This is a genomic window from Actinomadura rupiterrae (genome assembly GCF_024172125.1).
In the GTDB taxonomy this organism is placed as follows: Bacteria; Actinomycetota; Actinomycetes; order Streptosporangiales; family Streptosporangiaceae; genus Spirillospora; species Spirillospora rupiterrae.
Genome location: NZ_JAMZEA010000014.1, coordinates 67,189 through 93,727, shown reverse-complemented (window position 1 = coordinate 93,727; position 26,539 = coordinate 67,189). Strand labels below are relative to the sequence as shown.

The 26,539-nt window shown below is 74.1% G+C and carries 23 protein-coding genes; 17 read left to right on the top strand and 6 right to left on the bottom strand.

Translation table 11 applies throughout. The features are described 5' to 3' along the window. Nucleotides 1-16: 16 nt before the first annotated feature. Entirely contained in the window at nt 17-1,312 is a 1,296-nt protein-coding gene (locus FHU30_RS47420; protein ID WP_253882528.1) for a ricin-type beta-trefoil lectin domain protein, read from the bottom strand. Nucleotides 1,313-1,560: 248 nt separating this feature from the next. Here FHU30_RS47420 and FHU30_RS38560 point away from each other — a divergent pair, with 248 nt between their 5' ends. The 14 genes from FHU30_RS38560 (at nt 1,561) to FHU30_RS38495 (ending at nt 18,786) form a co-directional block, all read left to right on the top strand. Next, nucleotides 1,561-3,714, top strand: coding sequence for an eCIS core domain-containing protein (locus tag FHU30_RS38560; protein WP_253882527.1), 2,154 nt, complete (start codon nt 1,561-1,563; stop codon nt 3,712-3,714). Nucleotides 3,715-3,803: 89 nt separating this feature from the next. Then, nucleotides 3,804-4,664, top strand: a complete 861-nt coding sequence (locus FHU30_RS38555) for a hypothetical protein (protein WP_253882526.1) — start codon at nt 3,804-3,806, stop codon at nt 4,662-4,664. A 181-nt stretch (nt 4,665-4,845) separates the two neighbouring features. Further along, nucleotides 4,846-6,450: a phage tail sheath family protein gene (locus FHU30_RS38550; RefSeq protein ID WP_253882525.1), complete on the top strand. Its 1,605-nt coding sequence runs from the start codon at nt 4,846-4,848 to the stop codon at nt 6,448-6,450. Between the two features lie 96 nt (nt 6,451-6,546). Next, complete coding sequence (locus FHU30_RS38545) at nt 6,547-6,990, top strand: phage tail protein (RefSeq protein WP_253882524.1); 444 nt, start codon at nt 6,547-6,549, stop codon at nt 6,988-6,990. Continuing rightward, nucleotides 6,990-7,490, top strand: a complete 501-nt coding sequence (locus FHU30_RS38540; RefSeq protein WP_253882523.1) for a hypothetical protein — start codon at nt 6,990-6,992, stop codon at nt 7,488-7,490. Before FHU30_RS38545 ends, FHU30_RS38540 begins: the two co-directional genes overlap by 1 nt. Further along, nucleotides 7,487-7,657, top strand: coding sequence for a DUF6760 family protein (locus FHU30_RS38535; protein WP_253882522.1), 171 nt, complete (start codon nt 7,487-7,489; stop codon nt 7,655-7,657). Before FHU30_RS38540 ends, FHU30_RS38535 begins: the two co-directional genes overlap by 4 nt. A 3,048-nt stretch (nt 7,658-10,705) precedes the next feature. Further along, nucleotides 10,706-11,284: a hypothetical protein gene (locus FHU30_RS38530; RefSeq protein WP_253882521.1), complete on the top strand. Its 579-nt coding sequence runs from the start codon at nt 10,706-10,708 to the stop codon at nt 11,282-11,284. 39 nt (nt 11,285-11,323) lie between these two features. Then, a complete protein-coding gene (locus tag FHU30_RS38525) occupies nt 11,324-11,761 on the top strand; it encodes a phage tail protein (RefSeq protein ID WP_253882520.1) in 438 nt (145 codons plus the stop codon). Next, nucleotides 11,761-12,468 (top strand): CIS tube protein, encoded by a 708-nt coding sequence (locus FHU30_RS38520; RefSeq protein ID WP_253882519.1) that lies wholly within the window; start codon nt 11,761-11,763, stop codon nt 12,466-12,468. The genes FHU30_RS38525 and FHU30_RS38520 overlap by 1 nt, the downstream gene beginning before the upstream one ends. A gap of 13 nt (nt 12,469-12,481) precedes the next feature. After that, the gene (locus tag FHU30_RS38515) at nt 12,482-14,260 is read left to right on the top strand and encodes a VgrG-related protein (RefSeq protein ID WP_253882518.1); all 1,779 of its coding nucleotides are present in this window, start codon (nt 12,482-12,484) and stop codon (nt 14,258-14,260) included. A 50-nt stretch (nt 14,261-14,310) separates the two neighbouring features. Then, nucleotides 14,311-14,760: a GPW/gp25 family protein gene (locus FHU30_RS38510; RefSeq protein ID WP_253882517.1), complete on the top strand. Its 450-nt coding sequence runs from the start codon at nt 14,311-14,313 to the stop codon at nt 14,758-14,760. Then, entirely contained in the window at nt 14,760-16,712 is a 1,953-nt protein-coding gene (locus FHU30_RS38505) for a putative baseplate assembly protein (RefSeq protein ID WP_253882516.1), read from the top strand. The genes FHU30_RS38510 and FHU30_RS38505 overlap by 1 nt, the downstream gene beginning before the upstream one ends. 8 nt (nt 16,713-16,720) lie before the next feature. Beyond that, on the top strand, nt 16,721-17,368 hold the full coding sequence (locus tag FHU30_RS38500; protein ID WP_253882515.1) for a phage tail protein: 648 nt from the start codon (nt 16,721-16,723) through the stop codon (nt 17,366-17,368). Continuing rightward, on the top strand, nt 17,365-18,786 hold the full coding sequence (locus FHU30_RS38495) for a discoidin domain-containing protein (protein WP_253882514.1): 1,422 nt from the start codon (nt 17,365-17,367) through the stop codon (nt 18,784-18,786). Before FHU30_RS38500 ends, FHU30_RS38495 begins: the two co-directional genes overlap by 4 nt. A gap of 52 nt (nt 18,787-18,838) precedes the next feature. Here FHU30_RS38495 and FHU30_RS38490 read toward each other — a convergent pair whose 3' ends face one another. Together FHU30_RS38490 and FHU30_RS38485 are read right to left on the bottom strand one after the other, a co-directional pair. After that, the gene (locus FHU30_RS38490) at nt 18,839-21,301 is read right to left on the bottom strand and encodes an AfsR/SARP family transcriptional regulator (RefSeq protein ID WP_253882513.1); all 2,463 of its coding nucleotides are present in this window, start codon (nt 21,299-21,301) and stop codon (nt 18,839-18,841) included. Between the two features lie 353 nt (nt 21,302-21,654). After that, a complete protein-coding gene (locus tag FHU30_RS38485; RefSeq protein WP_253882512.1) occupies nt 21,655-22,215 on the bottom strand; it encodes a TetR/AcrR family transcriptional regulator in 561 nt (186 codons plus the stop codon). Between the two features lie 36 nt (nt 22,216-22,251). On the opposite strand from FHU30_RS38485, the gene FHU30_RS38480 reads away from it, so the two are divergent. Beyond that, entirely contained in the window at nt 22,252-22,623 is a 372-nt protein-coding gene (locus FHU30_RS38480; protein ID WP_253882511.1) for a DUF2255 family protein, read from the top strand. A gap of 39 nt (nt 22,624-22,662) precedes the next feature. Here FHU30_RS38480 and FHU30_RS38475 read toward each other — a convergent pair whose 3' ends face one another. Further along, complete coding sequence (locus FHU30_RS38475; protein WP_253882510.1) at nt 22,663-23,094, bottom strand: YybH family protein; 432 nt, start codon at nt 23,092-23,094, stop codon at nt 22,663-22,665. Between the two features lie 63 nt (nt 23,095-23,157). Beyond that, the gene (locus tag FHU30_RS38470; RefSeq protein ID WP_253882509.1) at nt 23,158-24,384 is read right to left on the bottom strand and encodes a PP2C family protein-serine/threonine phosphatase; all 1,227 of its coding nucleotides are present in this window, start codon (nt 24,382-24,384) and stop codon (nt 23,158-23,160) included. Nucleotides 24,385-24,573: 189 nt separating this feature from the next. On the opposite strand from FHU30_RS38470, the gene FHU30_RS38465 reads away from it, so the two are divergent. Continuing rightward, entirely contained in the window at nt 24,574-25,134 is a 561-nt protein-coding gene (locus FHU30_RS38465) for a DUF4142 domain-containing protein (RefSeq protein ID WP_253882508.1), read from the top strand. Nucleotides 25,135-25,211: 77 nt separating this feature from the next. Here the strand turns inward: FHU30_RS38465 and FHU30_RS38460 are convergent, their stop codons facing one another. Next, nucleotides 25,212-26,096 (bottom strand): LysR family transcriptional regulator, encoded by an 885-nt coding sequence (locus tag FHU30_RS38460; protein ID WP_253882507.1) that lies wholly within the window; start codon nt 26,094-26,096, stop codon nt 25,212-25,214. Nucleotides 26,097-26,299: 203 nt separating this feature from the next. Between FHU30_RS38460 and FHU30_RS38455 the strand changes: the two genes are divergently transcribed. After that, nucleotides 26,300-26,515 carry a hypothetical protein gene (locus FHU30_RS38455; protein WP_253882506.1) on the top strand — a complete coding sequence of 72 codons (216 nt, stop codon included), beginning with the start codon at nt 26,300-26,302 and terminating at the stop codon, nt 26,513-26,515. Nucleotides 26,516-26,539 lie beyond the last annotated feature (24 nt).

The window sequence follows — 26,539 nt, the reverse complement described above, 5'->3', positions numbered from 1 at the left end:
CTCCTGGCCGGTCCGGTCAGTTGATGGTGCGCCAGCGCTGGTTGTCGCCCTGGTTCGGGACGAAGACGTAGACGGCGTGGCCGTCGTCGGCGTTGTCGAGGCAGGCGTTGCGCTTGGGGTTGCGGATGCAGTCGGGCTTGCGGGTCCAGATGTCGGCGTCCTTGCAGTCGACCATGTTCGCCGCGTAGGAGTACTTCAGGTAGCCGGTGTCGTCGGAGGTGTTGAGGCACAGGCCGTTCTTCTTGTTCTTCAGCCGCCAGTCGCCGCCGGTCTTGAGCCAGGCCCAGCGCTGGTTGTCGCCCTCGTTGCACTGCATCACGTACACCGAGTGGCCGTCGCTGGCGTTGTCGAGGCAGCCGCCGTTGCGGGTGTTGACCAGGTGGACCCAGTTGACGGACGGCTTGTGCTTCTTCGGCCCGCCGCCTCCGCCGCCGTTGCCGTCGGGCTTGTCGGACGGCTTGTCCTTCGGCTTGTCGGACGGGTCGTTCGTCGGGGTGTTCGCGGTCGGGGTCGGCATGGTGACCTGGTTGCCGGTCGGGTTGAGCGCCTGGAAGCCCTCGCGGGTGCGCGAGTCGAAGCGCGGGATGAACGCGAACCACGCCGCGGCGAACGCCAGCGCGCCGGCGAGGAAGAGCGAGAACAGCGCCAGCAGCCAGCGGGGGAGGACGGCCAGCTGGACGTAGGTGCCGGGCACCGACAGCGGGTCCTCGCCCGAGCGCTGGACGTCGACGCTGTACGGGTGGGACTCGCGCGACCCGAACCATGACACCCGCGGCGGGCGGACGCGTCCCTTCACCCACGCCGCGCGGCCCGGCTCGATCTGGACGTGCGCGGGCTGGAGCGTGAAGCTGAGCTGGCCGCCGTTGTCCTTGCCGAGCAGGGACGCGGTGACCTTGGTGTTGCCGAAGTTGTCCACGGCGAACTTCGGGCGGGCTCCGAACCGTCCGCGGACGGTCTGGGGGAGCAGCTCGGCCCGGACCTCGGTGAACGGCGTGAGCGTCAGCGTGCCCTCGACCACCGTCTTGAGCTGGGACTGCTCGGCGGGGCTGACCTCGACCGCGAACGGGTGCGAGCCGGCGGCGGCGTCCGGGCTGCGCGGCGGCGCGAAGGTGATCTCGGCGGTGCCGGTCGTCCCGGGGTAGAGCCGGACGATCCCGGGCTCGACGCGGGCCCAGCGCCCGGTAGCGCCGGCGACGGTGATCCGGTACTCCTCGACCAGGTCCGTGGTGTTGCGCAGGCGCAGCGTGACCGATCCGGTGCTGCCCGGATCCACGGTGACCGAGGCGGGTTCGAGGGACGTCCAAATACTCACCGCCCTCACTTTAAGCACGCTCCGTGACGTCCGGGATGTCCCGGCGGGCAGATGCGGGGGCAGCACGCCGTGCCCCTTGGTACCGGACGCCGGGCCGCCGTCCGGACGGTCGGCCGGACCACCGGAGACCGGGGTCGTGCGGGCAACCGGCACTGCCCGCACGACCACCCGGACGGCCCTGGCGCGCCGCGCGCCCCGCTCCGCAGCATGGCGGGACCACCTGTCTGAAATCCGGAGGAGTCGACATCGTGCGCGACCACGGCCGTCCGCAGAACGTCGAGCGCGGTCCCCGGGCGGTGCCGCCGCCGCAGGTCCGCCAGGCCGGTTCCGGAGGCCCGGCGGCCGAGCGGTTCCTGGCGCTGCAGCGGCTCGCGGGCAACCAGGCCGTCGCGCAGGCGCACGAGCAGGACGCCCACGCGCACGAGCAGGACACCCACACGCACGGTGCCGGATGCGGGCACCCGGTGCAGCGCTCGGCGGTGCACGAGGCGCTGCGCCGCCCCGGGACGGCGCTGGCCCCGGCCGTCCGGGCGGACATGGAGACCCGCCTGGGCGCCGACTTCTCCGACGTCCGCGTGCACACCGACGCGGTGGGCCACGAAGCCGCCGAGGCGGTGGACGCGCACGCCTTCACCTCCGGCGCGCACATCGTCTTCCAGCGCGGCCGCTACGACACCGCCTCCTCGGCGGGACGGACGATGCTCGCGCACGAGCTGACCCACGTGATCCAGCAGCGCTCCGGCCCCGTGGCGGGGACCGACTCGGGCGACGGGCTGAAGGTCAGCGACCCGTCCGACCGCTTCGAGCGCGAGGCCGAGGCCAACGCGGCCCGCGTCATGTCCACCGCACCCGTCCAGGACGCGTCGCGCGGAGCCGGTGGCGAGGGCGGCGCGCGGCAGACGCCCGGCGGCGGGCCGGTGCAGCGGGTCTCGGCCGGCGCGCGGCCGAGCGTCCAGCGGGCGCCGAAGGGCGGTGTGAAGGAGCGGGCCGACTGGCGCGAGCTGGGCGGGACCGCCAAGGACGTCCTGGACCTGCCCGGCCAGAGCACCACGATGCCGACCGCGTCCACCGTCGGGAGCGGCTTCCGCGACCCGGACGCCAGCACCGTGTCCGGCACCTCCGGCGCGGTCGCCGGGGCGGTGCTCAGCCTCGGCGGGGCCGTGGCCGGGGCCGTCTCCAGCGGCTCCAAGTTCTACGGCGCGCACCGCGAGCTGGGCGGGACCGCCGCGGGAACCGCGCAGCACCACGGCGCCCGGCGCGAGCGTAACGTCGCGGGCGGCGAGTTCACCCAGAACGCCGCCAACACGGTCGGCAACGCCACCAACCTCGCGAGCGCCGTGCAGAGCCTGCTCGGCGTCTCGTCCGCCGTGGTGGCCAAGGCGGCGGCGGGCGGCGGCGCGTTCACGCTGGTCGCCTCGCTCGTCCAGGGCGTCCGGGACAGCCGGAAGGCCGACCACGCCCGCAAGCGCGCGGACGCGCTGGCCAAGCTGCTCGGCGACCGGGACGTCACCGACGCGAACGACCTGCGCAAGCGCATCGACGTCCTGCAGGGCGCGAAGAACACCGCGACCGTGCTGACCGAGCTGATCGACGAGCAGATCAAGACCCGCGACGAGATCGCCGACCTGCTGGCCAAGGTCAACAAGCTGGTGGACGACCCGGACTTCGCGCCGCACCCGGGCCTGCCGATGGACGCGCAGTCCGCGCAGACGATCGACATGCTGTTCCAGCTGCGCGACTCGCTCACCCAGGCCGAGGCCGAGCTGAAGGCGTTCGAGACCAAGAAGGCCGAGGCGCTGGCGACGCAGGCGGCCTGCCGCGAGGCGCTGCTGGAGGCGGTCGCCGAGTACGCGCACAAGAAGAACAAGCGCGGGGTGTGGAAGAAGGGCCTGTCCGCGGCGAGCGCGTTCTCCGCCGCGATCGGCGGCGCGGCCGGCCTGGCCGCCTCGATCGCCGTCGCGACCGGCGCGGTCGCCGGAGCGGGCGCCCTGGCCGCGACGCCGGTGGGCTGGGCCTTCGCGGGCCTCGCCGCCAGCCTCGGCCTGATGCTCGCCGCCTACAAGACCAGCAAGTTCCTGAACAAGCGCTGGAAGGCCGCGAAGACCGACGAGAACGGCGTCGAGCGTCCGACGCGCGAGCGGCTGCTGCTGACCATCAACGTCTTCCGCAAGCTCGGCCCGAGCAAGCGCGAGATCGTCGCCGGGACGCTGTTCGACCTCGCCCGCGAGGAGGACTCCGGCCACGTCGCCACCAGCGTCGAGGACGCGCCGGTCGTGGAGGGGCAGACCGTCCTCAGCGCGAAGGGCGTCCTGCACGGGCTCGGCCTGGACTGGACCGAGCTGAAGGCCGAGGGCGGACGGGACGCGGCCGTCGGCCTCATCGGCGCCAAACTGGCGTCCTGACACCGGGCGAGCACTGCCGGACAGCGGACGAGGACCGGCGGACGCCGGTGGGGGGAGTGGGCCCAGTGCACGCGCATCTACCAGGGCAAATGCACGAGCAGGTGCTCGGCCAGGCGCACAGGCAGGTACCCGGCCGGATGCACGCGCAGGCGCCCGGCCAAGCGCACGCGCAGGAGCCGGGACAGATGCGCGGCCAGGTGCACGCGCAGCCGCTCGGGCAGGTGCACGGGCGGGGAGGCGGGCTGCCGCTGCCCGTGGGGGTGCTGCAGCGGACGGCCGGGAACGCCGCGGTCGCGCGGGTGATGGCGGCGCGCTCGGCCGTCCAGCGGACCGTGGACGAGGACGAGCGTCCGGCGCGGCTGGCCACCCACGGGTCGTGGGAGCGGCAGAAGGTCTGGTCCAGGGCGTCCTACGGCGCGCACACGCCCCGGACGGGCGGGACGTCCGTCAAGGTCACGCTCGGCCCCGGCATGCGCGCGCCCGGCTCGACCTACGCGGGCAGCAGGCCCCGGCGGGACGCCTGCACCATCGTGGACGAGCTGAACGCGCAGTGCGGCTGGGAGCGCTGGATCAAGGGCCACCTGTGGAACGACAACCTCGGCGGGCCCGGCGTCAGCGAGAACCTCACCCCGATGACCGGGCGGACGAACGGCCGCTTCAACAGCGACTTCGAGGAGCCGCTCAAGCGGATGCTCGACGCCTGCGCGAGCCAGGCCCGCAGCGTGCCCGGCCATCCGGTCTGGTACGGCGTGGAGTTCGACGTCCGCAAGGACGGCGCGTTCGACGACGTCCCCGACCCCGCCGACCGCGCGACATTCCGGAAGATCTCCAAAGGCGTCGTCGCCGAGGGCTTCGAGTACAGCGCGCACTACGTCGAGAAGGACAAGGCGTCCGGCGCGACCGCGCGCGTGGGCGCCGCACCGCGCGGCTTCCCAGCCGAGATCGACTGACCCCCACGTCCGCGGTGCTCCGGGCCGGGGCCGGCCGATCCCGCGTCCGCGGGTTTGGGAGCGGGGCCGAACGGGCACGGTGCGCTGCCCGGTAGAGCGTCCGTTCGGACGTGGGGGCGGCGCGGGCGGGACGGCAGGCTCGAAGGGTCAGAGGTCCGTCCTTTTCGGGGAGTAGCCGAGCATGCCTTCGTACCTGTCGCCGGGCGTCTATGTCGAGGAGGTGGCCAGCGGGTCGCGGCCGATCGAGGGGGTCGGCACCTCGGTGGCGGCCTTCGTCGGGTTCGCGCCCGAGGGGCCGCTGAACGAGCCGGTGCTGGTCACCAACTGGTCGCAGTACGTCGCCGCCTTCGGCGACTTCACCGATGGCTACTACCTGGCGCATTCGGTCTACGGGTTCTTCAACAACGGCGGCACCACCTGCTACGTGGTGCGCGTCGGCGGCGCGCCGGCCGGCACCGACGGGAACGGCCAGGGCGCGCCGCGCGCGCTCCAGCCGGCGCAGCCCGCGCGGCTCGGCGGCTTCCACGTCGCGGCGCTGCCCGCTGCGGCTGCCGCCGGCGAGATCACCGTCGAGGTCGCGGACGGCGACACCTCCGGCACCGACGCCAAGGACGACAAGGCCGGGGACAAGGGCGCGGACAAGGCGTCCGACGACCGCTTCCGCCTGATCGTCAAGGTGGACGGCGAGCCGGTCGAGAACTTCCTCGTCACCACCCGCAAGAACACCCGCACCTACCTGGTCACGCAGGTGAAGGAGCGGTCCAAGCTGATCACCGTCACCGAGGCGGCCGGCGCCGGGCAGCTCGCCCGCCCGGAGAACCAGTCCGTCGCGGTCGCCCGCCCGGCCGCGCCCGCCGCGCCGGTGTCCGGCCGCGAGCCGGTCAGCCCCGAGCACTACCTCGGCGACACCTCCGACCGCACCGGCTTCGGCGGCCTGGAGGCCCTGGACGCCGTCACCATGGTCGCCTGCCCCGACCTGATGAGCGCCTACGAGCACGGCGCGATCGACATGGAGGGCGTCAAGGCCGTCCAGCTCGGCATGATCGCGCACTGCGAGCTGATGGGCGACCGGGTCGCGATCATCGACCCGCCGCCCGGCCTGAACGCCAAGCAGATCCGCGAGTGGCGGCTGGAGACCGCGGGCTACGACTCGCGCTACGCCGCGCTGTACTACCCGTGGATCAAGGCGTTCGACCCGTCCACCGGCAAGGCCGCGATGATGCCGCCGTCCGGGCACATGGCCGGGATCTGGGCGCGCAGCGACACCGAGCGCGGCGTGCACAAGGCGCCCGCCAACGAGGTGGTGCGCGGCGCCGTCGACCTCGGCCTCCAGGTCACCAAGGGCGAGCAGGACCTGCTCAACCCGATCGGCGTCAACTGCATCCGGTCCTTCCCCGGACGCGGCGTGCGGGTCTGGGGCGCGCGGACGCTGTCGTCCGACCCGGCCTGGCGCTACCTGAACGTCCGCCGGTACTTCAACTACCTGGAGGAGTCGATCCTGATCGGCACCCAGTGGGTGGTGTTCGAGCCGAACGACGAGGCGCTGTGGGCGCGCATCCGGCGCAACCTGTCGGCGTTCCTGGTCACCGAGTGGCGGGACGGCGCGCTGTTCGGCTCCAGCGCCGAGGAGGCGTTCTACGTCAAGTGCGACGCCGAGACCAACCCGCCCGAGTCGGTGGACCTCGGCCGCGTCGTCTGCGAGATCGGCGTCGCGCCGGTCAAGCCCGCCGAGTTCGTGGTGTTCCGGCTGGCCCAGATCTCCGGCGGCGGCGAGCTGGAGGAGTGAGTCGCCGCGGCGCGTCCGGGGCCGCCTCCCGGGGCCCCGGACGCGCCGCACCACCCTCCCGGACGTTTCGCACCTTCCTGACCTGAAAGAGGAACGATGGGTTTCCAGGGCGGCGACGCCGTTGCGTCGCACAACTTCGGCCTGCAGATCGACGGCGTGATGGTGGAGTACCTCCAGAGCGTCACCGGGCTGACCTACTCGCAGGACGTCATCGAGTTCAAGCAGAACTCGGCGCAGGGCAAGCCGGTCACCAAGAAGATGCCCGGCGTCGCGCAGGCCGGCGAGTGCACGGTCGTGCGCGGCCAGACCGAGAGCCAGGCGTTCACGACCTGGATCAAGGACTCCATCAAGGGCAACATGGGCTCGGCGCGCAAGAACGCCAGCATCATCGTGATGGACTACCAGAACAACCCGGTCAAGCGGTACCACATGCGCAACGCCTGGTGCAGCAAGATCGAGGCGAGCCAGCTGGAGGCCGGCGGCAACGCCGCCCTCACCGAGACCGTCACGATCACCTTCGAAGAGCTGACGATCGAGTGATGCGCCGCTCCGCCCCCGTCGTCCCGGACGCCGCTCCGGGCGCGCAGCCCTCGTCCCGGCCCGACTCCGCCACCGGCGCGGCGTCCCCCCCGTTCGCCACGGCGGGTGCGGGGCCGGTCCGGGACGAGCCGATGCGCACCGAGTTCGAGTTCGAGCTGCCGCGCGGCTTCGTCGACGAGAACGGCGCCGTGCACCGGCACGGCGCCATGCGCCTCGCCACCGCCCGCGACGAGCTCGTCCCCCTGCAGGATGTGCGGGTCCGCGAGAACCCGCCGTACCTGTCGGTGGTGCTGCTCGGCCGGGTCATCACCCGGCTCGGCACGCTGCCGATGGTGCACGACGGGGTCGTGGAGAACATGTTCGCCTCCGACCTGGCGTTCCTGCAGGACTTCTACCGCCAGATCAACGCCGAGGGGCACACCCGCGCCGAGGTGACCTGCCCGTCCTGCGACGAGGCGTTCGAGGTGGACCTCGGCGGGAGCCGCCTGGGGGAATCGTGACGTACGCGCCCGAACGGCTGCACGAGGAGGTCGCGTACATCGCCTACCACTTCCACTGGTCGCGCGGGGAGATCCTCGACCTGGAGCACCTCGACCGGCGCCGCTACCTGGGGCACATCGTCGGCTTCGTGAACCGCGCGAACGCCGCCGCCGAAGCGGACGGGTGACCCGTGGCCATCCGTGACCTGTTCCGCCGCGCGCCGACCCCGGCCGCTTCGGGCCCCGCTGCTCCGGCCGCGCCGGGCCCGGCGGCCGCGGGACATGAGGCTCCGGCCGCCCAGTCTCCCGCTGGGGCGGCCGGACGGGCGGACGAACCGGGCTGGACGCGGCTTGCCGCTCCGGCACCGGTCCGTCCGCTGCGTCCCGTGGCCGATCCGGGCTTCGGGGCGGCCCTGTCCACCTGGCAGCGGCCGCTGCTGTCCGGCGACCTCACGCACCTGGTGCGTCCCGAGGCGCCGTCCGGGCTGGTGCGCGGCATGGCCCGTCCTGTCGGCGGCCCTGTCGCGCTCGGCGGCCCGGGCGCCGCCGCCCTGCCCTTGGTCCGCCCTGCCCGCGCCGAGACCGCGCCGAGCGCCGCAGGAGCCGAGACCCCCTGGTCACCGCGCCCGACGCCCGTCCCGCTGCGCCACGTCAGGACCGCGCCCACCACGTCCGCGCCGCGCTCACCCGCGTCCCGGACGCCCGGCGCGACCCCTCTCCGCGCAACGCCAGGCGCGTCGTCCGCGCCACGAGCGCTTCCCGCGTCCCCGGCGCGCCCGCCGACCAGCACGCCCACTTCCCGTGGCCAGCTGCCGACCTCCCCTGCCCGGCCGAACCATGCCCCGGCGGCACCTGCGCCCTCCCTCCTGGCAGACGTCCCGGCACGGACGCCCGCGGCAGCCGGGACAGCTCCCGCGACAGCGAACGCTGCCGTTAGTGGATCGCCATCGGCACGGCCCGTACGGCGGACGACGGGGCGGACGCCGCTGACCACGGCGCGCGTCAACCAGCCTTCGCTCCGCCGCGTCCGTGCCGCAGCCACGCCCGCTTCCGGCACCTCCGGGCCTTCGTCGGCCACGTCCGCCGCGTCTGCTCCCCGCTCCGCGGCGGACGGCACGCCGCCGTCCACAGCCCCGACCGGGACGGCCCCAGTGCAACGCAAGGCCGCCCCCGTGAGCCATGACCCGGAGGTGCCCGGACTGAGCGCCGTAGGCAGCGCGCGGCCGAGTCGGACGGCGCGACCAGCAGGAACGCCGCCGCCCGCATCGAACACCTCTGGCGGCATGCCAGTGCAGCGGGCACGGAGTGAGGACAGTGGCCCCGCCCGTCCTGGCTTGGACGCGCCGTTGAGCGAGCCGGTCCAGCGGGAGACACGCGGAAGTGGCAGCGGGAGCGCCGCGCAACCCGGCGCGCCCGTGACCAAGTCGATCGCCCCGAGTCCGGTCGGTCAGGATGCGGGCGCGGCGATGCCGGTGCAACGCGCGCAGCGTGGTGGCAACGCCCCTGCGCGTTCTGGTTTGGGTGCGCCCTTGAGCGGGCCGCCCGCTGGGAGCCGTCCGCTGGATGGAACCGGGTCGCCGGGACCTCGCGCCAGAGAGGACGCACCCGCCCCGCGCGAAGTGAACGCAAGTGGTGGCGAGGGTGGTCCGCAGTCTGGCTTGCGCGACTCCAAGCCCTCCGCCTCACCGAATCCGGCAGGCAGCGCGTCTCGTCCGGGTGTGGCCGGGCAGGGGACGCCGCGTGTGAGCGGCGATGCCCCGGGCGGCTCTGCCTCCGCCGCGGCTGGCTCGTCTTCGCCAGGTGCGGGGATGCCGGTGCAGCGTGTGCGGCGTGCCGACAACGGCCCTGCGCGTTCTGGTTTGGGTGCGCCGTTGAGCGGGCCGCCCGCTGGAAGCCGTCCGCTGGAAGGTGCCCAGGCGTCCGAGGCTCGTGGGACCGAGAACGCGCCCGATCGAGGGGAGACCAAGCCTTCCGTCCTGCCGAACTCGGCAAGCAGCGCGCCCGGTCCGAGCGTGGCGGGACAGGGGACGCCGAGTGGCTCCGCCTCCGCTGGGGCCGGCTCGGCCTCGCCGGGTGGGGCGATGCCTGTGCAACGTGCGCGGCGTGCTGGCAACGCCCCCGCGGGTTCTGGTTTGGGTGCGCCCTTGAGCGGGTCGCCTGCTGCAAGCGGTCCGCTGGAAGGTGGCCAGGCGTCCGGACCTCGCGCCAGCGGGGACGCATCCGTTTCGCGCGACTCGAAGCCTTCCGCCTCGCCGAACTCTGTGGGCAGCGCGTCCGGTCCGGGTGTGAGCGGTGGCGATGTCCCGGGTGGTTCTGCATCCGGTTCGTCCTCGCCGCAGGCGGGGATGCCGGTGCAGCGTGTGCGGCGTGCCGGCAACGCTCCTGCGCGTTCTGGTTTGGGTGCTCCCTTGAGCGGGCTGCCCGCTGGAAGCCGTCCGCTGGAGGGCCCCCAGGCGTCCGGCCCTAGCGGCACCGGGGACGCATCCGTTCCGCGCGAGTCCAGGCCTTCCGCTTCGCCGAACTCGGCAGGTAGCGCGTCCGGTCCGATGCCTGTCCAACGGGTGCGGCGTTCAGGCAACGGCCCCGCGGGTTCTGGTTTGGGTGCGCCCTTGAGCGGGTCGTCCGCTGGAAGCGGTCCGCTGGAGGGTGGCCAGGCGTCCGGGCTTCGCGCCAGCGGGGACGCATCGGTCCCGCGCGACTCGACGCCTTCCGCCTCGCCGAACTCGGTGGGCAGCGCGTCCGGTCCGGGTGTGAGCGGTGGCGACGTCGCGGGTGGCGCTACATCCGGCTGGTCCTCGCCGCAGGCGGGGATGCCGGTGCAGCGTGCGCGGCGTGCGGGCAACAGCCCTGCGCTTTCTGGTTTGGGCGCGCCCTTGAGCGGGCCGCCCGCTGGAAGCCGTCCACTGGACGGAGTCCAGCCGTCGGAACCTGGCGCGAGCCAGGGCATGCCTGTCCAGCGCGAGGTGAGCGCGGGCGGGGCCATTCCGAGCGTGTCCCGGACGGAACACACTGCCTCGCCTTTGAACGCGACGAGTGAGCAGGCGATGGCTTCGCCCGAAGCGGCCGGCGCTGGAACGGCGGACGCGACAACGTCCGGGGCGTCCAGGCGTGTTGCGGCGCGGCCTGTTCTCGGGATGCCGTTGACGCATAGCCCGGCCGTCCCTGGGACGGGGCCGGTGGCGCAGGTCGTGCCGATTGCGTCGCGGCGCTTGCCGATCCAGAGGAATTTGGACGCGATGTCGAGCGCGTCCCGGACGTCCGAGCCCGCAAGCGGGAAGCCGAGCGTCCCGCCCGCGAGCACCGAGACGGCGGGTGACGCGCCGGTTCAGCGGGCCGTGGTTCGGCCCCGGCGCGGCAGCGTCCGGGAGGACGCGGCGCCCTCGATGGTCGTCCCGCTGAACCGGAGCGCGTCGGTCGGCTCGGTCGCGGCGACGGCGCGGGCTTCGGCGAGCCTGCCGGTGCAGCGGACGGCCGGACGCGACCACGACCGCAGCGGGAGCAACGCCGGTCCGTCCTTCCCGGCGGTCCAGGCGCCGCCGCCGATGGCGTTCCAGCGGACGATCCCGGCGGAGTCCTCCCGTCCGCCGCACGATCCGCCAGGCGGCGGTGGGCAGACGGTGACGCGAGCCTCGTCGTCCCCGGCGCCGAAACGGAGCGGCGGCAACGAGCCGAAGCGCGGCGGCAACGGAAAGGAACGGGAGCCGGACCTGGACGAGCTGGCGCGCCGCCTGGTCGGACCGCTCTCCCGGTTGCTGCGGACGGAGCTGCGGCTGGACCGCGAACGGGTGGGGAGGCTGCGTGATCCGCGGCGGTGACGGCCGGACGGCCCAGGCGACAGAGAAGAAGGAACGACGATGAGCACCACCAAGGACCCGGGGTCGAGCCTGTACTTCCGGCTGTCCATCGACGGCGAGTCGCTGGGGAGCTGGAACGGCTGCGACGGGCTGGCGGCGCAGGTGGACGTCGAGCTGCGCGAGGAGGGCGGCAACAACGGGCACGTGTGGCAGCTGCCGACCCGGGTGCGGCACTCCAACGTGCGGCTGACCCGCCCGATCAACGAGGACACCGTGAAGGTGATGACCTGGATCTCCTCGGTGTCGACCGGCATCAAGCGGCCGACCGCGCAGATCGAGGCGCTGCGCGCGAACGGCGAGCTGGTCGCGCGCTGGGGCCTGCTGGACGTGCTGCCGGTGACCTGGACCGGACCGACGCTCGACCCGAGCGCCAACACCGTCGCGACCGAGGTGCTCGAACTCGCGCACCACGGCTTCACCGGGGCGGGGGGCGCCTGATGGCCGGCGGGCGCACCAGCCACGTCAAGGCGACGCTCAGCGTGCACGAGCCGCCCGCGGGCGACTCCACCACACCGGGCGGCGTGATCAAGAAGATCCCCTTCCAGTTCAACCCGGCGCAGCTGGAGATCACCCGGTCGGCGCAGTGGAGCTACACGCCGACGGTGGCGTCCCGGGTGGCGGGCAAGGCCGAGTTCCTCGGCTCGGACCAGCAGAGCCTGGACCTGGAGATGTTCCTCGACAGCTCCGACAAGCCGGGGGACGCGAAGGTCCGCAAGGCGGTGGAGACGCTGTTCTCGTGCCTGCGGGTGACGCCGTCCAGCCTGCCGGACCGGCCGTCCCCGCCGTGGGTGATCTTCGAGTGGGGCAAGTTCAGCACCGTCCGGTTCGTCGCGTACGTCCAGCAGGTCAGCGCGTCCTACACGCTGTTCGACACGACCGGCGAGCCGGTCCGCGCGACGTGCCGGCTGAGCCTGGCGGAGATCCCGCAGCTGACGGCCGGGCAGAACCCGACGTCGGGGGCGCTGTCGGCCAAGCGGGTGCACCGGCTGGTCGCGGGGGACACGCTCGCCTCGCTGGCCTGGCGCGAGTACGGCGACGCGACCGCCTGGCGGGTGATCGCGGAGGCCAACGGCATCGACGACCCGATGCGGCTGCGGCCCGGCCGCGAGCTGCTGCTGCCCGCCGCCGACGAGATCCACGCCTAGAACCGGGGGGCACATGTCCGAGGGAACCTATACCAACCTGCTCGCCGTCACGATCGACGGCGCGCCGCTGCCGGCGACGGTCAAGCCGCTGCTGGTGGAGGGCTGGGTGGACGCGTCGGTGAACGTCCCGGCGGCGTTCCAGCTGACCTTCCGCGACCCGCACCAGAGGGTGCTGGGGCGGCTCGGCGTGACGATCGGGTCGAAGGTGGTGCTGCGCGCGCTGGCGGTCGGCAAGGACGGCGGCTCACCGCTGTTCACCGGCGAGGTCACGGCGCTGGAGGCCGACTGCGACGGCACCGGCAAGTACAGCGTGGTGCGCGGGCACGACCCCGGCCACCGGCTGCTGCGGCACCGCCGCGTCGAGGGCTACGTCAACATGACCGCCTCCGACATCGCGCGCCGGCTCGCCGCCCGGGACGGGCTGAAGATCGGCAAGATCGACGCGACGAAGACCGTCTACGAGCTGATCACGCAGCCGAACGTGACCGACTGGGACTTCCTGACCCGGCTGGCGCAGGAGAACGACGTGGAGATGTCGTTCGACGACAAGGGGCGGTTCCAGTTCGTCAAGCCCGCCGACGCGTCCGGGGCGCCGGGCGCGGGCACGCACGCCAAGGACAGCCACCACGTGCTGGAGTTCGGCGTGAACCTGCTGCGCGTCCGGACCGGGGTGACGGCGTCCGACCAGGTCAAGGAGGTCGAGGTCCGGGGCTGGGACGTGGCGGGCAAGCAGCCGCTGACCTCCCGCGCGCCCGCGACCAGCAACCCCGAGCTGAAGATCGGCACGACCGGCGGCGTGGCGATCGGGAAGTTCGGACCGGCGACGCTGGTCGAGACCTCGGTGCCCTACGACCGGCAGGCCGAGGTCAAGGGTGCGGCGGACGCGCTGGCCGCCGACGTCAGCGCGGCGTTCGCCGAGGTGGAGGCGATCGTGCGGGGCGATCCGAAGCTGCGGCCGGGGCTGCCGGTGGCGCTGAACGGGATCGGCAAGCCGTTCGAGGGCAAGTACACCGTCACGACCGTCCGGCACGTGTTCGCGGGCGGCGAGCGGTACGAGTCGTACGTGACGGTGACCGGACGCCAGCACCGCTCGCTGTTCGGCCTCGCGTCCGGCGGCGGCCAGCCCGCGCCGCGCATGGACGGCGTGGTGATCGCGATCGTCACCGACGTGCAGGACCCGCGCCGGCAGGGCCGCGTCCGGCTGCGCTTCCCCTGGCTGGACGACAAGTACGTCAGCGACTGGGCCCGGGTGGTGCAGTTCGGCGGCCGCGGCGGCGGCTCGCTGATCATGCCCGAGGTGAACGACGAGGTGCTGGTCGCCTTCGACCGCGGCGCGCTCGACCACCCGTACGTGCTCGGCGGCCTCTACAACGGCGTCGACAAGCCGCCGCGCTACGAGCGCCTCCCGCTGGTCGGCGCGGGCGGCAAGGTGAACTGGCGCGCGCTGGCGTCCCGCAGCGGCCAGCGGATCGAGATGCTGGACGCCCCGGGCAAGCGCGGCGTGACGGTGTCGAGCGGCGACGACCGGATGTCGGTCGAGCTGAACGAGCTCGGCACCCGCGTCAAGGTGCACAGCGACGGCACCGTGGAGATCCGCGGCGCGCGCGGCGTGACCGTGGACGGCGGCGCGACGGTGCAGGTGAACGGCGCGGCGATCGACATCAAGGGCGCCGAGATCGGCATGGAGGCCGCGATGCTCAAGATCACCGGGATGGTCGAGGTGCAGGGCAAGGTCAACGTGATGGGCGTGATCCAGCAGAACGAGATGCCCGTCATGGTCATCCCCGCCTGACCGGCGGCGGCAGCGGACGGCGCACGGCAAGGACAGGACGAGAGGGAACGATGGGGGAACAGTTCGTCGGCGCGGGTTGGGGCTTCCCGATGCGCGTCAGCGCCTCGGGCGGCATCGCGCTGGTGACCGGGGAGCGGGAGATCGAGGAGGCGATGCGCCTGGTGCTGGCGACCGCGCCGGGCGAGCGGCCCACCCGCCCCGAGTTCGGCTGCGCCGTGCACGACATGGTGTTCGCCCCGGTCAACGAGGAGACCGCCGGACGCATCGGGTACGAGGTGCGGACGAGCCTGGACCGCTGGGAGCCGCGCATCGAGGTCGAGGACGTCCTGGTCACCGCCGACGCCGAGGACGTCGGGGTGCTCTACATCGACGTCCGGTACCGGATCCGCGGCACCAACAACCCGCGCAACCTGGTCTTCCCCTTCTACGTGATCCCGCGCCACGACGGCCCGGCCGACCCCGCCGACCCCTCCGCGACCGACGAAAGGGCTGCCGGCTGATGGCCCTGCCCTCGCCCAACCTCGACGACCGGCACTTCCAGCAGTTCGTCGACGACGCCAAGCGCTACATCCAGCGGCGCGCGCCCGAGTGGACCGACCACAACGTGTCCGACCCGGGCGTGACGCTGATCGAGGCCGTCGCGCACATGGCCGACCAGATCGTCTACCGGCTCAACCGCGTCCCGGACAAGAACTACCTGGCGTTCCTGGACCTGCTGGGCATCACGCTGCTGCCGCCGTCCGCGGCCCGCACGGACGTGACGTTCTGGCTGTCGGCGCCGCAGGAGCTCCCGGTCACGCTGCCGCCGCACACCGAGGTCGCGACGGCGCGCACCGAGACCGAGGAGTCGACCGTCTTCACCACCGAGGACGCGCTGGAGGTGGTCCCGTGCGAGCTGGACCGGCTCGGCGTGCAGCGCCAGGACGGCCCGCTCACCGACCGCACCGCCGACCTGCTGGAGGGCAAGGACGTCGACTGCTTCGGCGGGCCGCCGCGCCCGGGCGACGTGCTGGCGTTCGGCCTGACCGCGGCGGTGCCGTCCTGCGCGGTGCTGCTGCGCCTGGACAGCCGCGTGGACGGCGTCGGCGTCGACCCGCGCCAGCCGCCGCTGGTGTGGGAGGCGTGGACGGCGACCGGCTGGCGCGAGTGCGAGGTGGACGGCGACGGCACCGGCGGGCTGAACCGGCCCGGCGAGATCGTCCTGCACGTCCCGGCCGGGCACATCGTGTCGCGGCTCGGCGCGCACGAGGCGGGCTGGCTGCGCTGCCGCGTGCTGGAGCCGCGTCCGGGCCAGCCGTTCTACTCGGTGTCGCCGACCGTCCGGTCGGCCGAGGCCGCCACGATCGGCGGGACGACCGGGGCCGTGCACGCCGAGCTGGTCACCGACGAGCCGCTCGGCGAGTCCGCCGGGGTGCCGGGGCAGCGCTTCGAGCTGTCCCGCACGCCCGTCGTGGCCGGATCGCCGCCGCTGGTGCTGGAGTCGTCGGCCGCCGACGGCTGGACGACCTGGCAGGTCGTCGACCACTTCGCCGCGTCCGGCCCGGACGACCGGCACGTCCGCCTCGACTCGGCGACCGGCGAGGTGTCGTTCGGCCCGGCGGTGCGGCTCGCCGACGGCGGGCTGCGGCAGTACGGGGCCGTCCCGGAGAAGGGCGCGGTGCTGCGCGCCCGGTCCTACCGCACCGGCGGCGGGCACGCGGGCAACGTCGCGCGCGGCGCGCTGTGCGTGCTGCGCAGCTCCATCCCGTACGTCGCCCGCGTCACCAACCGGGAGGCGGCGCGCGGCGGCGTCGACGCCGAGACGCTCGACGAGGCGCGCCGCCGCGCGCCGATCACGCTGCGCGCCCAGGACCGCGCGGTCACCCCGCGCGACTACGAGGAGCTGGCCCGGCGCGCCGCGCCCGAGGCGGCCCGGCTGCGCTGCCTGCCGGTGGACGAGGCGGGCGTCGGCGCGGTGCGGGTGCTGGTGGTGCCGCAGGCCGTCCCCGACGCGGGCGGGCGGCTCCGGTTCGAGCACCTGGTCCCGGGCGACGACCTGCTCGCCCGCATCACCCGCTACCTGGACGACCGGCGTCCGATCGGGGTCCGGCTGGCCGTCGGGCCGCCGTTCTACCAGGGCGTCACGGTCGTCGCGACGCTGCACGCGTTCGCCTCCGCCGAGGCCGAGCGGGTCCGCGCCGCCGCGCTCGCCGCCCTTTACGCGCACCTGGACCCGCTGACCGGCGGCGCGGACGGCCGCGGCTGGCCGTTCGGCCGCCCGCTCCAGGCGGGCGAGGTGTTCGCGGCGCTGCAGCGCGTCCCCGGCGTCGAGCTGGTGGACGAGGTGCGGCTGCACGCCGCCGACCCGCTCACCGGCAAGCGCGGCGAGGCCGTGGACCGGATCGACATCTCGGCCGCCGCGCTGCTGTTCTCCCACGACCACAAGGTCCGCGTGCTGGGCGGCAAGCAGTGAGGCAGGGCGTGGACGGCCTCGGCACGCCGTGGCCGCTGGCCGACCACCTGCCCGCCGTGTTCGCCGAGGACGACCTGGCGCAGCGCTTCACCGCCGGACTGGACGAGGTGTTCGCCCCCGTCCTGTCGGTGCTGGACTGCCTGGAGGCCTACTTCTCCCCGCACCTGGCGCCGCCCGACTTCGTCACGTGGCTCGGCGGCTGGGTCGGCGCTGAGCTGTCCGGGGACGAACCGGAGCTGCAGGCGCGGGGGACGGTCGCGATGGCCGCCCGGCTGCACCGGCTGCGCGGCACCCGGCGCGGCCTCGCCGCCGCGATCCGGCTGGCGTTCGGCGTCGACCCGGAGATCATCGAAAGCGGCGGGGCCGCCTGGTCGGCCCGCCCGCTCGGCGTGATCCCCGGCGAGCCCGAGCCGCGCCTGGAGGTCTTCCTGAAGGTGCCCGACCCCGGCGCTGTGGACGTGCGGCGGCTGGAGGACCTGGTGGCCGCCGCGCGCCCCGCCCACGTGCCCTACCGCGTCCACGTCCTGCCGCTGACCGCGCCGGTCCGGCGGGCGGCCGCCACCGGCGCTGCGACCGGCCCTGACGCTGCGACCGGCCCCGGCGCTGCGACCGGCCCTGACGCTGCGACCACGACCGACGAGGAGAGCGGGCGATGACCGCCAAGGACACCTGCCCGGAATGCGGGGCGACCCGGCAGTCCGGATCGTTCTGCGACATCTGCGGCGCGGTGCTGGACTGGGGCGACCGGGCCCAGCCCGCGCAGCCGTCCCTGGCCGGACCCGAGAGCGAGGCGCCGACGCTGCCCGGCCCGGCCGAGGAACCCGCAGCCGCCGGGGAGTCGGCCATCTCGCGGGCGCTCGCCGGGGACGGCCCGCAGCCGACACCCGTCCGGCGCGAACCGCCCGCCGCCACCGCCTTCCCGCCCGCGTCCGCGTCGGCGAACCCTCCGGTCATCGAAACCCGCGCGGACCTGCGGCTCCCGTCAGCTCCGGCGAAGGCGCCCGGCTCGGACGCGTCGTCCGGCTCGGAGGCGCCGGCGAACCGCCGCTTCGGCCCCGAGGCTCCGGAAGGTCGGCCCGGCGACAAGGCCGCTGCTGAACGGCAGCCAAGCCAGGACGCCGCGGACCGGCAGTCGAGCCAGGACGCTTCGAACCGGCAGCTGGGCCCCGAGACCGCTGAGCGGGCGCGCAGCCTGCTCGTCCCGCTGGAGGAGCAGCGGCCCGCCGCGCAGCGGGCCCCGCACGTGGCGCCGGTGCTGCCCGGACGGCCCGAACCGGCCCGTCCGCAGGTGCGGATGCTGGAGGACCAGCCCGTCATCGGCGGCATCGTCTGCCCCTGGTGCGACACCCCCAACCCGCGCGACCGCCACTTCTGCCGCAAGTGCGCGATGAGCCTGACCGCGGCCGACCCGGCGGGCTCGCGCACCCGCCCGTGGTGGCGGCGGATCCTGGAGCCCGGCAACACCGAGACGCCGTGGGCGGGGGAGCGGCCGCGCCTGCGCCGCGGGCTGGGCCGCGTGCTCGGCATGACCTGCGCCGCGATCCTCGGCGTCGGCGTGGTCGGCACGGGCGTCGCCTACTCCGACGATGCCGTGAACGGGGTCGTCGCGCACTTCGCCAAGCGCGCGCCGATCAGCGTCAGCACGTCCAAGGCGTCGCACTCGGATCCGGTGCACGGTCCGCAGCTGGCGTTCGACGGGCTGAACGACACGTTCTGGGGGGACGGCTACGGCGGCAGCGGCGCGGGCCAGTTCCTGGAGGTGACGTTCGGCCAGCCGCGCGACCTGCTCAACGTGATCATCACGCCCGGCGTGTCCAAGCAGCCCGACCAGTTCGCCAAGCAGGCCCGGCCGCAGGTCATCCAGGCGCTGCTCACCTCGTCGGACGGCAAGACGGTCACCCGCACGCTCCGCCTGGACGACGCGGCCGGCCCGCAGAAGTTGCGGCTGCGGGCTCGCAAGGTGGTGAAGGCGCGGCTGACGCTGGAGGCCGCCTACGGCGCCGGACCCACCGTCCAGGTCGGCATCACCGAGATCGAGTTCTTCGGCCGTTCCCTTGCGGGCAGCAGCCTCTGACCGGCCGCCGCCCCCGGCGAGGGCGGCGGCCGGCGGTGCGTCGCGGGACGGGTCAGCCGGGCGTGGCGCACGCCTGCCTCTCCCGGCCGTCCCGGCTCGCGAGCTTCCGCCACGTGCTCGCCGTGGAGACCGGCCGCAGCTCCCCGCAGGGGTGCCGGGACGCCTCGGCGAACGCCAGGCCCGCCTCGTCCACCCGTCCCAGCTCCGCGAGCATGACCGTCAGCAGCACGCCGGACATGTGCGGGATGAGCGGGACGCGGTGCTCGGACGCGCGGCGCAGCGCGGTGCGCAGGTCGGCCTCGGCCTCGGTCATGTCCCGGTTCAGGTAGGACACCCAGGCGCGGGTGTGCAGGGCGCGGGTCTCGGCGGTCGGGTCGCCCGCGGCCCGGGCCACATCGACGGCCCGGTCCACGAGCCGCTCCACCGCGTCCTGGTGGGCGCCGCCCTCGAACAGGCCGCTGATACCGAGCAGCGCCAGCGCGTCCACCGCCTGCCGCAGCCCCGCCGGGACGGTCTTGAGGATCAGCTCCAGCGTCGAGCACAGCAGGTCGTGCTCGGCGAGCAGCCAGGCGTGCGCCTGCGCGCCGTCGGCGAAACCGGCCTCGTCGCGCCCGTCGGCGAACAGCCGCGCGACGACCGCCAGGCTGGTGGCGGGCGCCGACAGCGCCTGGCCCAGCGCGTCCAGAAGGAAGCCGCCGACGCGCAGCAGCGCCGCGTCGCGCTCGTCCGCGCCGTCCTCCACCTCGCCGCGCCGCTGGGCGAACAGCCGGACCAGGTCGTGCAGGCGGAACCGGTCGGCGCCGTGCGGTTCCAGCAGTCCCGCGTCGACCAGGTGCTCCAGCAGGTCCTCGGCCTGGTGCTCGGGCTGGTCGAGCAGCGCGGCGGCCACCGGGACGGTGAACCCCGCGCCCGGAAGCAGCGCGCAGCGGCGCAGCGCGTGCGCCTGGTCGGGGGTCAGCGCCGCGTACCCCAGGTCCAGGGACGCCTCGACCGACAGGTCCCCGGCGCGCAGCTCGGTCAGGCGGCGCCCGGCGTCGGTCATGCGGGCGAGCATCGCCGGAAGGCCGCGTTCGGGACGGGCGGCGATCCGCGCGCCGACGATGCGCAGCGCCAGCGGGAGCCAGCCGCACAGCCGGGCCAGCTCGGCCGCCTTCTCCGGCTCGGCCGCCACTTGATCGGCCCCCGCGAACCGGGACAGCATCGCCAGCGCCTCGGCGCGCGGCGGCAAGCCCACCTCGAACCGGCGCGCACCGGCCACGGGCAGGATGCGGCGCCGGGACGTCACCAGCACGGCGGTGCCGGGCGTGGCGGGAAGCAGCGGCTGGATCTGCGCGGTGCTCGCCGCGTTGTCCAGCACCACCAGCACCTTCCGGTCGGCGAGCAGGGACCGGTAGGACGCCGCGCGCGCCGCCAGCGACGCCGGGATCTCGGCGGCGGGCATCCCCAGCGCGAGCAGGAAGTCCAGCAGCACGCCGTCGGGCGTGACCGGCTCCGGGCCCGCGCCGCGCAGTTCCGCGTAGAGCTGGCCGTCGGGGTAGTCGGCGCTGCGCCGGTGGCCCGCGTCCAGGGCGAGGGTGGTCTTGCCGACACCGCCGATCCCGGTCAGCACCGCGACCGGGACGCAGCCCTCGTCCGGGGCCAGCGCCTCCACGACGGCCTCGCGCAGCTTGGCGCGTCCGGTGAGGTCGGCCGGGACGGGCGGCAGCTGGCGCGGCGTCGGCACCGCGCCGACCGGCACCTCGGACGGGAGGACGGGCTGGGCCGTCCTGGCCTCGTCCAGGCTGCCGCCCGCGAGGATGCGGTCCCGCAGCTCCGACAGCTCCTGCCCGGGGTCGAGGCCCAGCTCGTCCGACAGCACCTCGTGCGCCTCGGTGTAGGCGGCCAGGGCGTCGGCGGTGCGCCCGGCCCGGTAGAGGGCCCGCATGCGCAGGGCCCGCAGGTCCTCGCGCAGCGGATGCGCCGCGATCAGCGGTTCCAGGTCGGCGGCGACCCGCGCGTGGTCGCCCAGGTCGTCGACGCAGCGGAGCGCGGCGAGGCGGGTGTCGAGATGGAGGTGCCGGAGCCGGTCGCGCTGGTGCTCGGCATGCGGACCGGCCACACCGGCGAGCGGGACGCCCCGCCACAGCGGCAACGCCTCGTCGTAGAGGCGGCGGGCGCGGACGAGGTCGCCGTCGGACCGCGCCCGTTCGGCGTCGCGGGCCAGGCGCTCGAACCGGACGACGTCCACTGTGTCGGCGGGAAGGTCCAGAAGGTACCCGCCCTGCACCGACACCAGGACGTCCTGGTCCTTACCGAGGACCGTGCGGAGGCGGTAGGCGTAGTTGCGCAGCGTTCCGAGCGCGTGGTTCGGGGGAGCGTCGCCCCACAGCCCGTCGACCAGCTCGTCCGGCCCGCAGCGTCGCCCGACGCGCAGTGCCAGCATCGCCAGGACGGCCTGCTGCAGCGGACCGCCCGGGCGCAGCTCGTGCCCGTCGCGGGTGAGGCGGAGCGCTCCCAGGAGCTGAACCTGATACATCGCGCGGATCTCAGCGCGGCCGCGCGGCGCGGAACCCGGCCCGTCCGGCCCGGTCGAAATCGGTGTCGCTGCGCGTCATAGGCCCACTCCAGCTCGTTCTGGTCTGCTCGGGTTCGTACGCCGTCCATGCCGGGCCCGCATCCGTGGGGCGGATGGGGTCCCCGTTCCTGGGATGATCCAACGCGCGTCCTGGTTCGCGGCCCGCCCACCCTAAAGTCAAAAACCTTGCGCCGCTAGGTTTATGCCGCCGCCGAGACGCCCGTCACCGTCCGCGCGGCCACGGCCGTCACCGCCCGCGCGGCCACGGCCGCCACCGTCTGGATGGCAATGCCCGTCACCGTCCGGACGGGCGTTCACAGCGGTTCGGGGGAGCCGGTCTCCAGGCCGAGCGCGACGGTCAGCCGCTGGAGATCGCCGATGACGTCGGTGGACGGGTCGCGCAGCCACCGGATCTGCAGCCCCTCGGCGGCGGCGAGCAGGACGCGCGCCTCCCACTCCTTGCCCGGCCCGTACCGGCGGGCGATCAGATCGAGGATCGCGCTGGTCCGGCGCTGCATGAACGCGTGCGCCGGATGCGCGGGGTCGGCCGCCGCGGCCGTCATGTCCACGAACAGCTTGACCAGGCCGGGCGTCTGCGCGGTGTGCGCGAGCAGCGCCCAGGTGCCTTCGGCGGTGGTGAGGTCGTACTTCTCGGCGTACTCGCGGTCCCGCGCCACCAGGACCTCGACGAGCAGCTCGTCCTTGCTGCCGAAGTAGTGCAGCACGCCCGCCTCGGTGAGCCCGGCGTGGTCGGCGATGCACTTCAGGGACGGCCCCTGCCGTCCGGACGCCTGGTAGGCCTCCAGCGCGACCCGGAGGATCTCCGCACGGCGGGCGATGCCCTTCGAATACGGACCGCGCCGTGCCTTTGCCATGACCGCAACCTACCGCCCGCGGGGAATCACCCCGGGATGAAGACATGGAGCGCTGAAGACCTGACCCGCATCGGCGAGGCGGCCGAGATCCGGATCGCTCCCGAGGGCCGCGACGGCGCCGCGCGCCGCCCGACCACGATCTGGGTCGTCCGCAACGGCGACGACCTGTACGTCCGCTCGGCCAACGGGCCCGAGGGACACTGGTACCGGACGGCCGAGACCAGCCACCGCGGGAGGATCGAGGTCGCGGGGCTGGTCCGGGACGTCACGTTCGTCAACACCACCGAGCCGTTCGTCAACGACGAGATCGACGCGGCCTACCTCAAGAAGTACGGCAGCACGCCGTGGGCCGAGCCGATGACGCAGCCCGGTCCACGGGGCACCACGCTGCGCCTCGAACCCGCCTGAGCCCGGGCGGCCCGGCATGCCGAAGGGGCTTGCGGCCGGTCACGGCTCCAGGTCGGACACGCCCCTGCCGGTGGCGATGTCGAAGGGGACGGACGCCTGGTCGTGGACGATCAGCCAGGCGCCGTCGATCTTCTGGAAGCAGAAGGTGACCCGCACCCACATGCCGTCCGTCGGCGTGCCGTGCCGGAGGGTGCCGCTGAGCCGGCCGAAGGCGTGCCCGAACGCGACGTCCGCCCCCGCGGTGAGCGCCAGGTCGCGCACCTCGTAGGAGATCTCGTCGAAGAACGCGAACGCTCGCGACCAGTTCTCCATCTTGGCCGCCCGCCCCACGTGCTGCAGCGGCGGTTCGACATCGAAGGACACGACGCCCGGGGCGTACAGCCGCTCCAGGGCCTTGATGTCCTTGGCGCCGATCCCCTCGACCACCTTGTCGATGTGCTGCCGGAGCTCGGTCTCGTCCGTCGTGGTCATCGCTATGCCTTCCCTTTGGAATCTCGGCTTCTCGCCGATACGACGACCCGGGACCGCCGAATGTCAGGCGATGCCTTCGGCGGCGCGGCGCATGACCAGGAGGGCGACGTCGTCCTCGGCCTGGTGGCGGCCGATCATCGCGCCCATCACGGACGCGCTGACCAGCTCCGGCGGGCCGGCGCGCATCGCCGCGCACAGCCGCGCGACGCCGTCGCTGATCGAGGCGTTGCGGCGTTCGATCAGGCCGTCGGTGTAGAAGGCCAGGACGGCGCCCGGCGGCAGTTCGAGCGTGACGCTGCGCCGAGGGACCGTGTCGTCCAGGCCGATGAGGACGTCGCTCGGCATCTCGACAGGACTCGACGGGCCGTCCGGCAAAGCCAGGATCGGGGGGTAGTGGCCGGCGGAGGACAACCGCATCCGCTCCCGGGCGGGATCCCAGACCGCGTACAGGACGGTCGCCGTCGCGGTCGGCTCGAAATGCTGCATCTTGCGGTCGAGCTTGTTCAGCACCACGGCCGGGTCGGTGGTCTCCAGCGCGTAAGCGCGCAGGGCGCTGCGCATCCGGCCCATCACGACGGCGGCCCCGAGCCCGTGCCCGGCGACGTCGCCCATGACGATGCCGACGTCCCCGGAGGGCAGCGGGAACACGTCGTACCAGTCGCCGCCGACGTCCGCCGCGCCCGGACGGTAGCGGGCCGCCAGCTCCAGCCCGGGCAGCGCGGGCGGCGCCGCCGGGACGAGGCTGCGCTGCAGCTCCAGGGCGGCGGCGCGTTCGGACTGCCCGAGAAGCGCCTGGACGGCCGTCGCCGCCCGTCCGGCCGCGACCTGGAGGAGTTCGGTGTCCTCCTCGGTGAACCGGCGCGGCGTGGTCGTCCCGACATGCAGGACGCCCAGCAGCCGGCCGGCCGAGATCAGCGGGACGCCGAGCATCGCGCGCAGGCCCCGCTCGATGAGCAGGGTGTTGAACACGTGGGCCGTGGGGACGTCCTCGATGACGACCGGGCGCCGCTCGGCGGCGATCCGGCCCGCGAAGCCCTGCCCGACCGGCACCCGCGCGGCCTGGACGACCTCCTCCTCCAGTCCCCTCGCGGCCGTCGCCACCAGGTGCCCGCCCGGGCGGTCCAGCAGCAGGACGGCCGCGGTGTCGACCTCCAGGGTCTCCTGGACGCGCTCCAGCAGGGTGTCGAGGAACTCCTCCACGTTCATGCGGGAGAACGCCTCGTCGGTGAACGCCTGGATGTTCTCCAGCTTTCGAATGACCTCACCCAAACGGGCGGTCGATTTCCTCACGGCGTCAACTGTAGATGCGGCCGAGCGGCTGGACCACATCGTGACGATCCTCCTGGTCGCGGGGGCCTGAACGTGGTTTTCCAGATCTGTGCCTTCGCATGGGTGATCCCGGGTGCCTTCCCGGCTTCCGCCGCGTTTAACGCCCGGGTGCGGGACAGGTATCAGGAGAGGGAGTGAGGTGAACCGATCATGTCGATCACCCGATGGCCCGCGGCCGCCGCGGCGGCCGTGATCGTGATGGCGGGCGCGGCCTGCGGCTACGGCGCGAGCGCGCCGGCCGCCCAGCCGTCGTCCTCGCCGGTGCGGCCGCTGCCCACCGGTCAGCTCACCGCGCAGGACCGGACCTGGCTCGGCCAGGCCCACCAGGGCAACCTCGCCGAGGGCGAGCTGGGCGAGCTGGCGCGCAGCAAGAGCACCAGCCCGCAGGTGCAGTCCGAGGGCGCGATGCTGGTGGACGCCCACACCCAGATGGAGCAGTCGCTCGTCACCACCGCGCACCGCCTCGACGTCAAGCTCCCGCCGGGGCCCACGGCCGAGCAGGCGGCCAAGCGCCAGGAGCTCGCCGGGCTCACCGGGCCGGCCTTCGACAACGAACTGGTCGCCGACCTGATCACGGATCATCAGCAGGCGATCGGGATGACCCAGTACGAGGTGAACCACGGCTCCGACCCGGTGGTGAAGGGCATGGCCCAGCAGGCGATCCCCGAGATGCAGAAGCACCTCGACATCCTCAAGCAGGCGCAGCACTGACCGGCCCGGAGAAGGCGCAGCACCGACCGGCCTGAAGCAGGCGCGGCACTGACCGGCCTGGAGAAGGCGAGGCGGCCCTACCGGGGCGGCACGCGTAGCTGCCAGAGGACCGACAGGAACGCCTCCAGAACCGGGGACGGCGGGTCGTCGTCGCGGTGGGAGAGCACGAGCGGCGGCAGCTCGGCCGGCGGGTCCAGCTCCCGGACCAGGACGTCCGAGCGGATCACCCGCCGCACGCAGGACGGCCCGAGCCCGAGGCCGACCCCGCACGCGACCAGCCCGGCGATGGTGTGCACGTCGTGCGCGTGGACGATCCGCCCGGCCTTGAAGGCGGGCATCGTGTCGGCCGTCGCGGGCTCCTCGTCCGGCGGGGCGGTGATGAGCGTCTGCCCGCGCAGCCGGTCGCGCCGCAGCGGCCCGGCCCCGGCGAGCGGATGGCCGCGCGGGACGAGCGCCACCAAGCGGTCGTGGCCGACGACGACCGACCGCGTCCGCTCCGCGCCGGGACCGCGCGGCGCGCCCCGGGTGACGATCGCGTCGACCGCGCCGTCCGCCAGCGCGACCGCGCAACCGGCGGACGAGCGCTCCTGGAGCCGCAGCCGGACCCGCGGGCGCTCGGTCCCGAACCGGGTGAGGACGGTCGGGAGCAGGTCGGCCAGCGCCGAGCCGACGAACGCCAGCCGCAGCTCGCCCGACTCGCCGCGCGCCGCCCGCCCGACGTCGCCGCCGATCGCCTCCAGCTCCGCCACGACGGCCCGGGCCCGCGCCAGCAGCGCCTCGCCGGCCGCCGTTGGGAAGACCCCGTGGCCGGTGCGCCGGAACAGCGGCGTGCCGAGCTCCCGCTCCAGGTCGGCGATCTGCCGGGACAGCGGCGGCTGCGCGATGCCCAGGGCCGCCGCCGCCCGGCCGAAGTGCGCGTGCTCGGCGAGGGCCAGCGCGTACCGGAGATGCCGTGCCTCCATACCCGCAGAGTATGGGAATCGGTGATGTCAGATCTCACGGATATCGCAACCGCCGCCACTCGCTGTACTTGGTGACGGCTGCGGCGCGCGGTCTCGCGTCCGGGGGTGGCCGAGTCCGCCGCCGCACGCCGCCCTTCCCCTCCTCGATGGTGACGACGCAGGCGCGCCCGTGCATTTCGGGCGCGCGGGAGAAGGAGGGACGGATGGACCGCTCCGCGCTGTGGGACCGGTACGGCACGAGGTGGACGGGCCTGACCGCCGAGGAGATCGACGAGGCGCTCGCGATGCTGGAGGACTCCGGCGCGGCCCGCGACACCTATCTGCGGACCCTGGCCCGCCTGCTCGCCCGGCTCAGCCGCGGCTCCCAGGACACACCGGGCACCCACCGCCGCCGAACAGCGGACTCCGCCGATTCCTGAGCGGGTCAAGATTCGGGCTGGGGA

What these genes read in the sequence shown, in the direction of transcription:
- FHU30_RS38475 (WP_253882510.1), bottom strand. Translation starts at nt 23,094, where the DNA reads ATGACCACGACGGACGAGACCGAGCTCCGGCAGCACATCGACAAGGTG.
- FHU30_RS38510 (WP_253882517.1), top strand. Translation starts at nt 14,311, where the DNA reads ATGGGGGAACAGTTCGTCGGCGCGGGTTGGGGCTTCCCGATGCGCGTC.
- FHU30_RS38515 (WP_253882518.1), top strand. Translation starts at nt 12,482, where the DNA reads ATGTCCGAGGGAACCTATACCAACCTGCTCGCCGTCACGATCGACGGC.
- FHU30_RS38545 (WP_253882524.1), top strand. Translation starts at nt 6,547, where the DNA reads ATGGGTTTCCAGGGCGGCGACGCCGTTGCGTCGCACAACTTCGGCCTG.
- FHU30_RS38505 (WP_253882516.1), top strand. Translation starts at nt 14,760, where the DNA reads ATGGCCCTGCCCTCGCCCAACCTCGACGACCGGCACTTCCAGCAGTTC.
- FHU30_RS38455 (WP_253882506.1), top strand. Translation starts at nt 26,300, where the DNA reads ATGGACCGCTCCGCGCTGTGGGACCGGTACGGCACGAGGTGGACGGGC.
- FHU30_RS38460 (WP_253882507.1), bottom strand. Translation starts at nt 26,096, where the DNA reads ATGGAGGCACGGCATCTCCGGTACGCGCTGGCCCTCGCCGAGCACGCG.
- FHU30_RS38555 (WP_253882526.1), top strand. Translation starts at nt 3,804, where the DNA reads ATGCACGAGCAGGTGCTCGGCCAGGCGCACAGGCAGGTACCCGGCCGG.
- FHU30_RS38490 (WP_253882513.1), bottom strand. Translation starts at nt 21,301, where the DNA reads ATGTATCAGGTTCAGCTCCTGGGAGCGCTCCGCCTCACCCGCGACGGG.
- FHU30_RS38520 (WP_253882519.1), top strand. Translation starts at nt 11,761, where the DNA reads ATGGCCGGCGGGCGCACCAGCCACGTCAAGGCGACGCTCAGCGTGCAC.
- FHU30_RS38530 (WP_253882521.1), top strand. Translation starts at nt 10,706, where the DNA reads ATGTCGAGCGCGTCCCGGACGTCCGAGCCCGCAAGCGGGAAGCCGAGC.
- FHU30_RS38550 (WP_253882525.1), top strand. Translation starts at nt 4,846, where the DNA reads ATGCCTTCGTACCTGTCGCCGGGCGTCTATGTCGAGGAGGTGGCCAGC.
- FHU30_RS38495 (WP_253882514.1), top strand. Translation starts at nt 17,365, where the DNA reads ATGACCGCCAAGGACACCTGCCCGGAATGCGGGGCGACCCGGCAGTCC.
- FHU30_RS38525 (WP_253882520.1), top strand. Translation starts at nt 11,324, where the DNA reads ATGAGCACCACCAAGGACCCGGGGTCGAGCCTGTACTTCCGGCTGTCC.
- FHU30_RS38480 (WP_253882511.1), top strand. Translation starts at nt 22,252, where the DNA reads ATGAAGACATGGAGCGCTGAAGACCTGACCCGCATCGGCGAGGCGGCC.
- FHU30_RS38485 (WP_253882512.1), bottom strand. Translation starts at nt 22,215, where the DNA reads ATGGCAAAGGCACGGCGCGGTCCGTATTCGAAGGGCATCGCCCGCCGT.
- FHU30_RS38540 (WP_253882523.1), top strand. Translation starts at nt 6,990, where the DNA reads ATGCGCCGCTCCGCCCCCGTCGTCCCGGACGCCGCTCCGGGCGCGCAG.
- FHU30_RS38465 (WP_253882508.1), top strand. Translation starts at nt 24,574, where the DNA reads ATGTCGATCACCCGATGGCCCGCGGCCGCCGCGGCGGCCGTGATCGTG.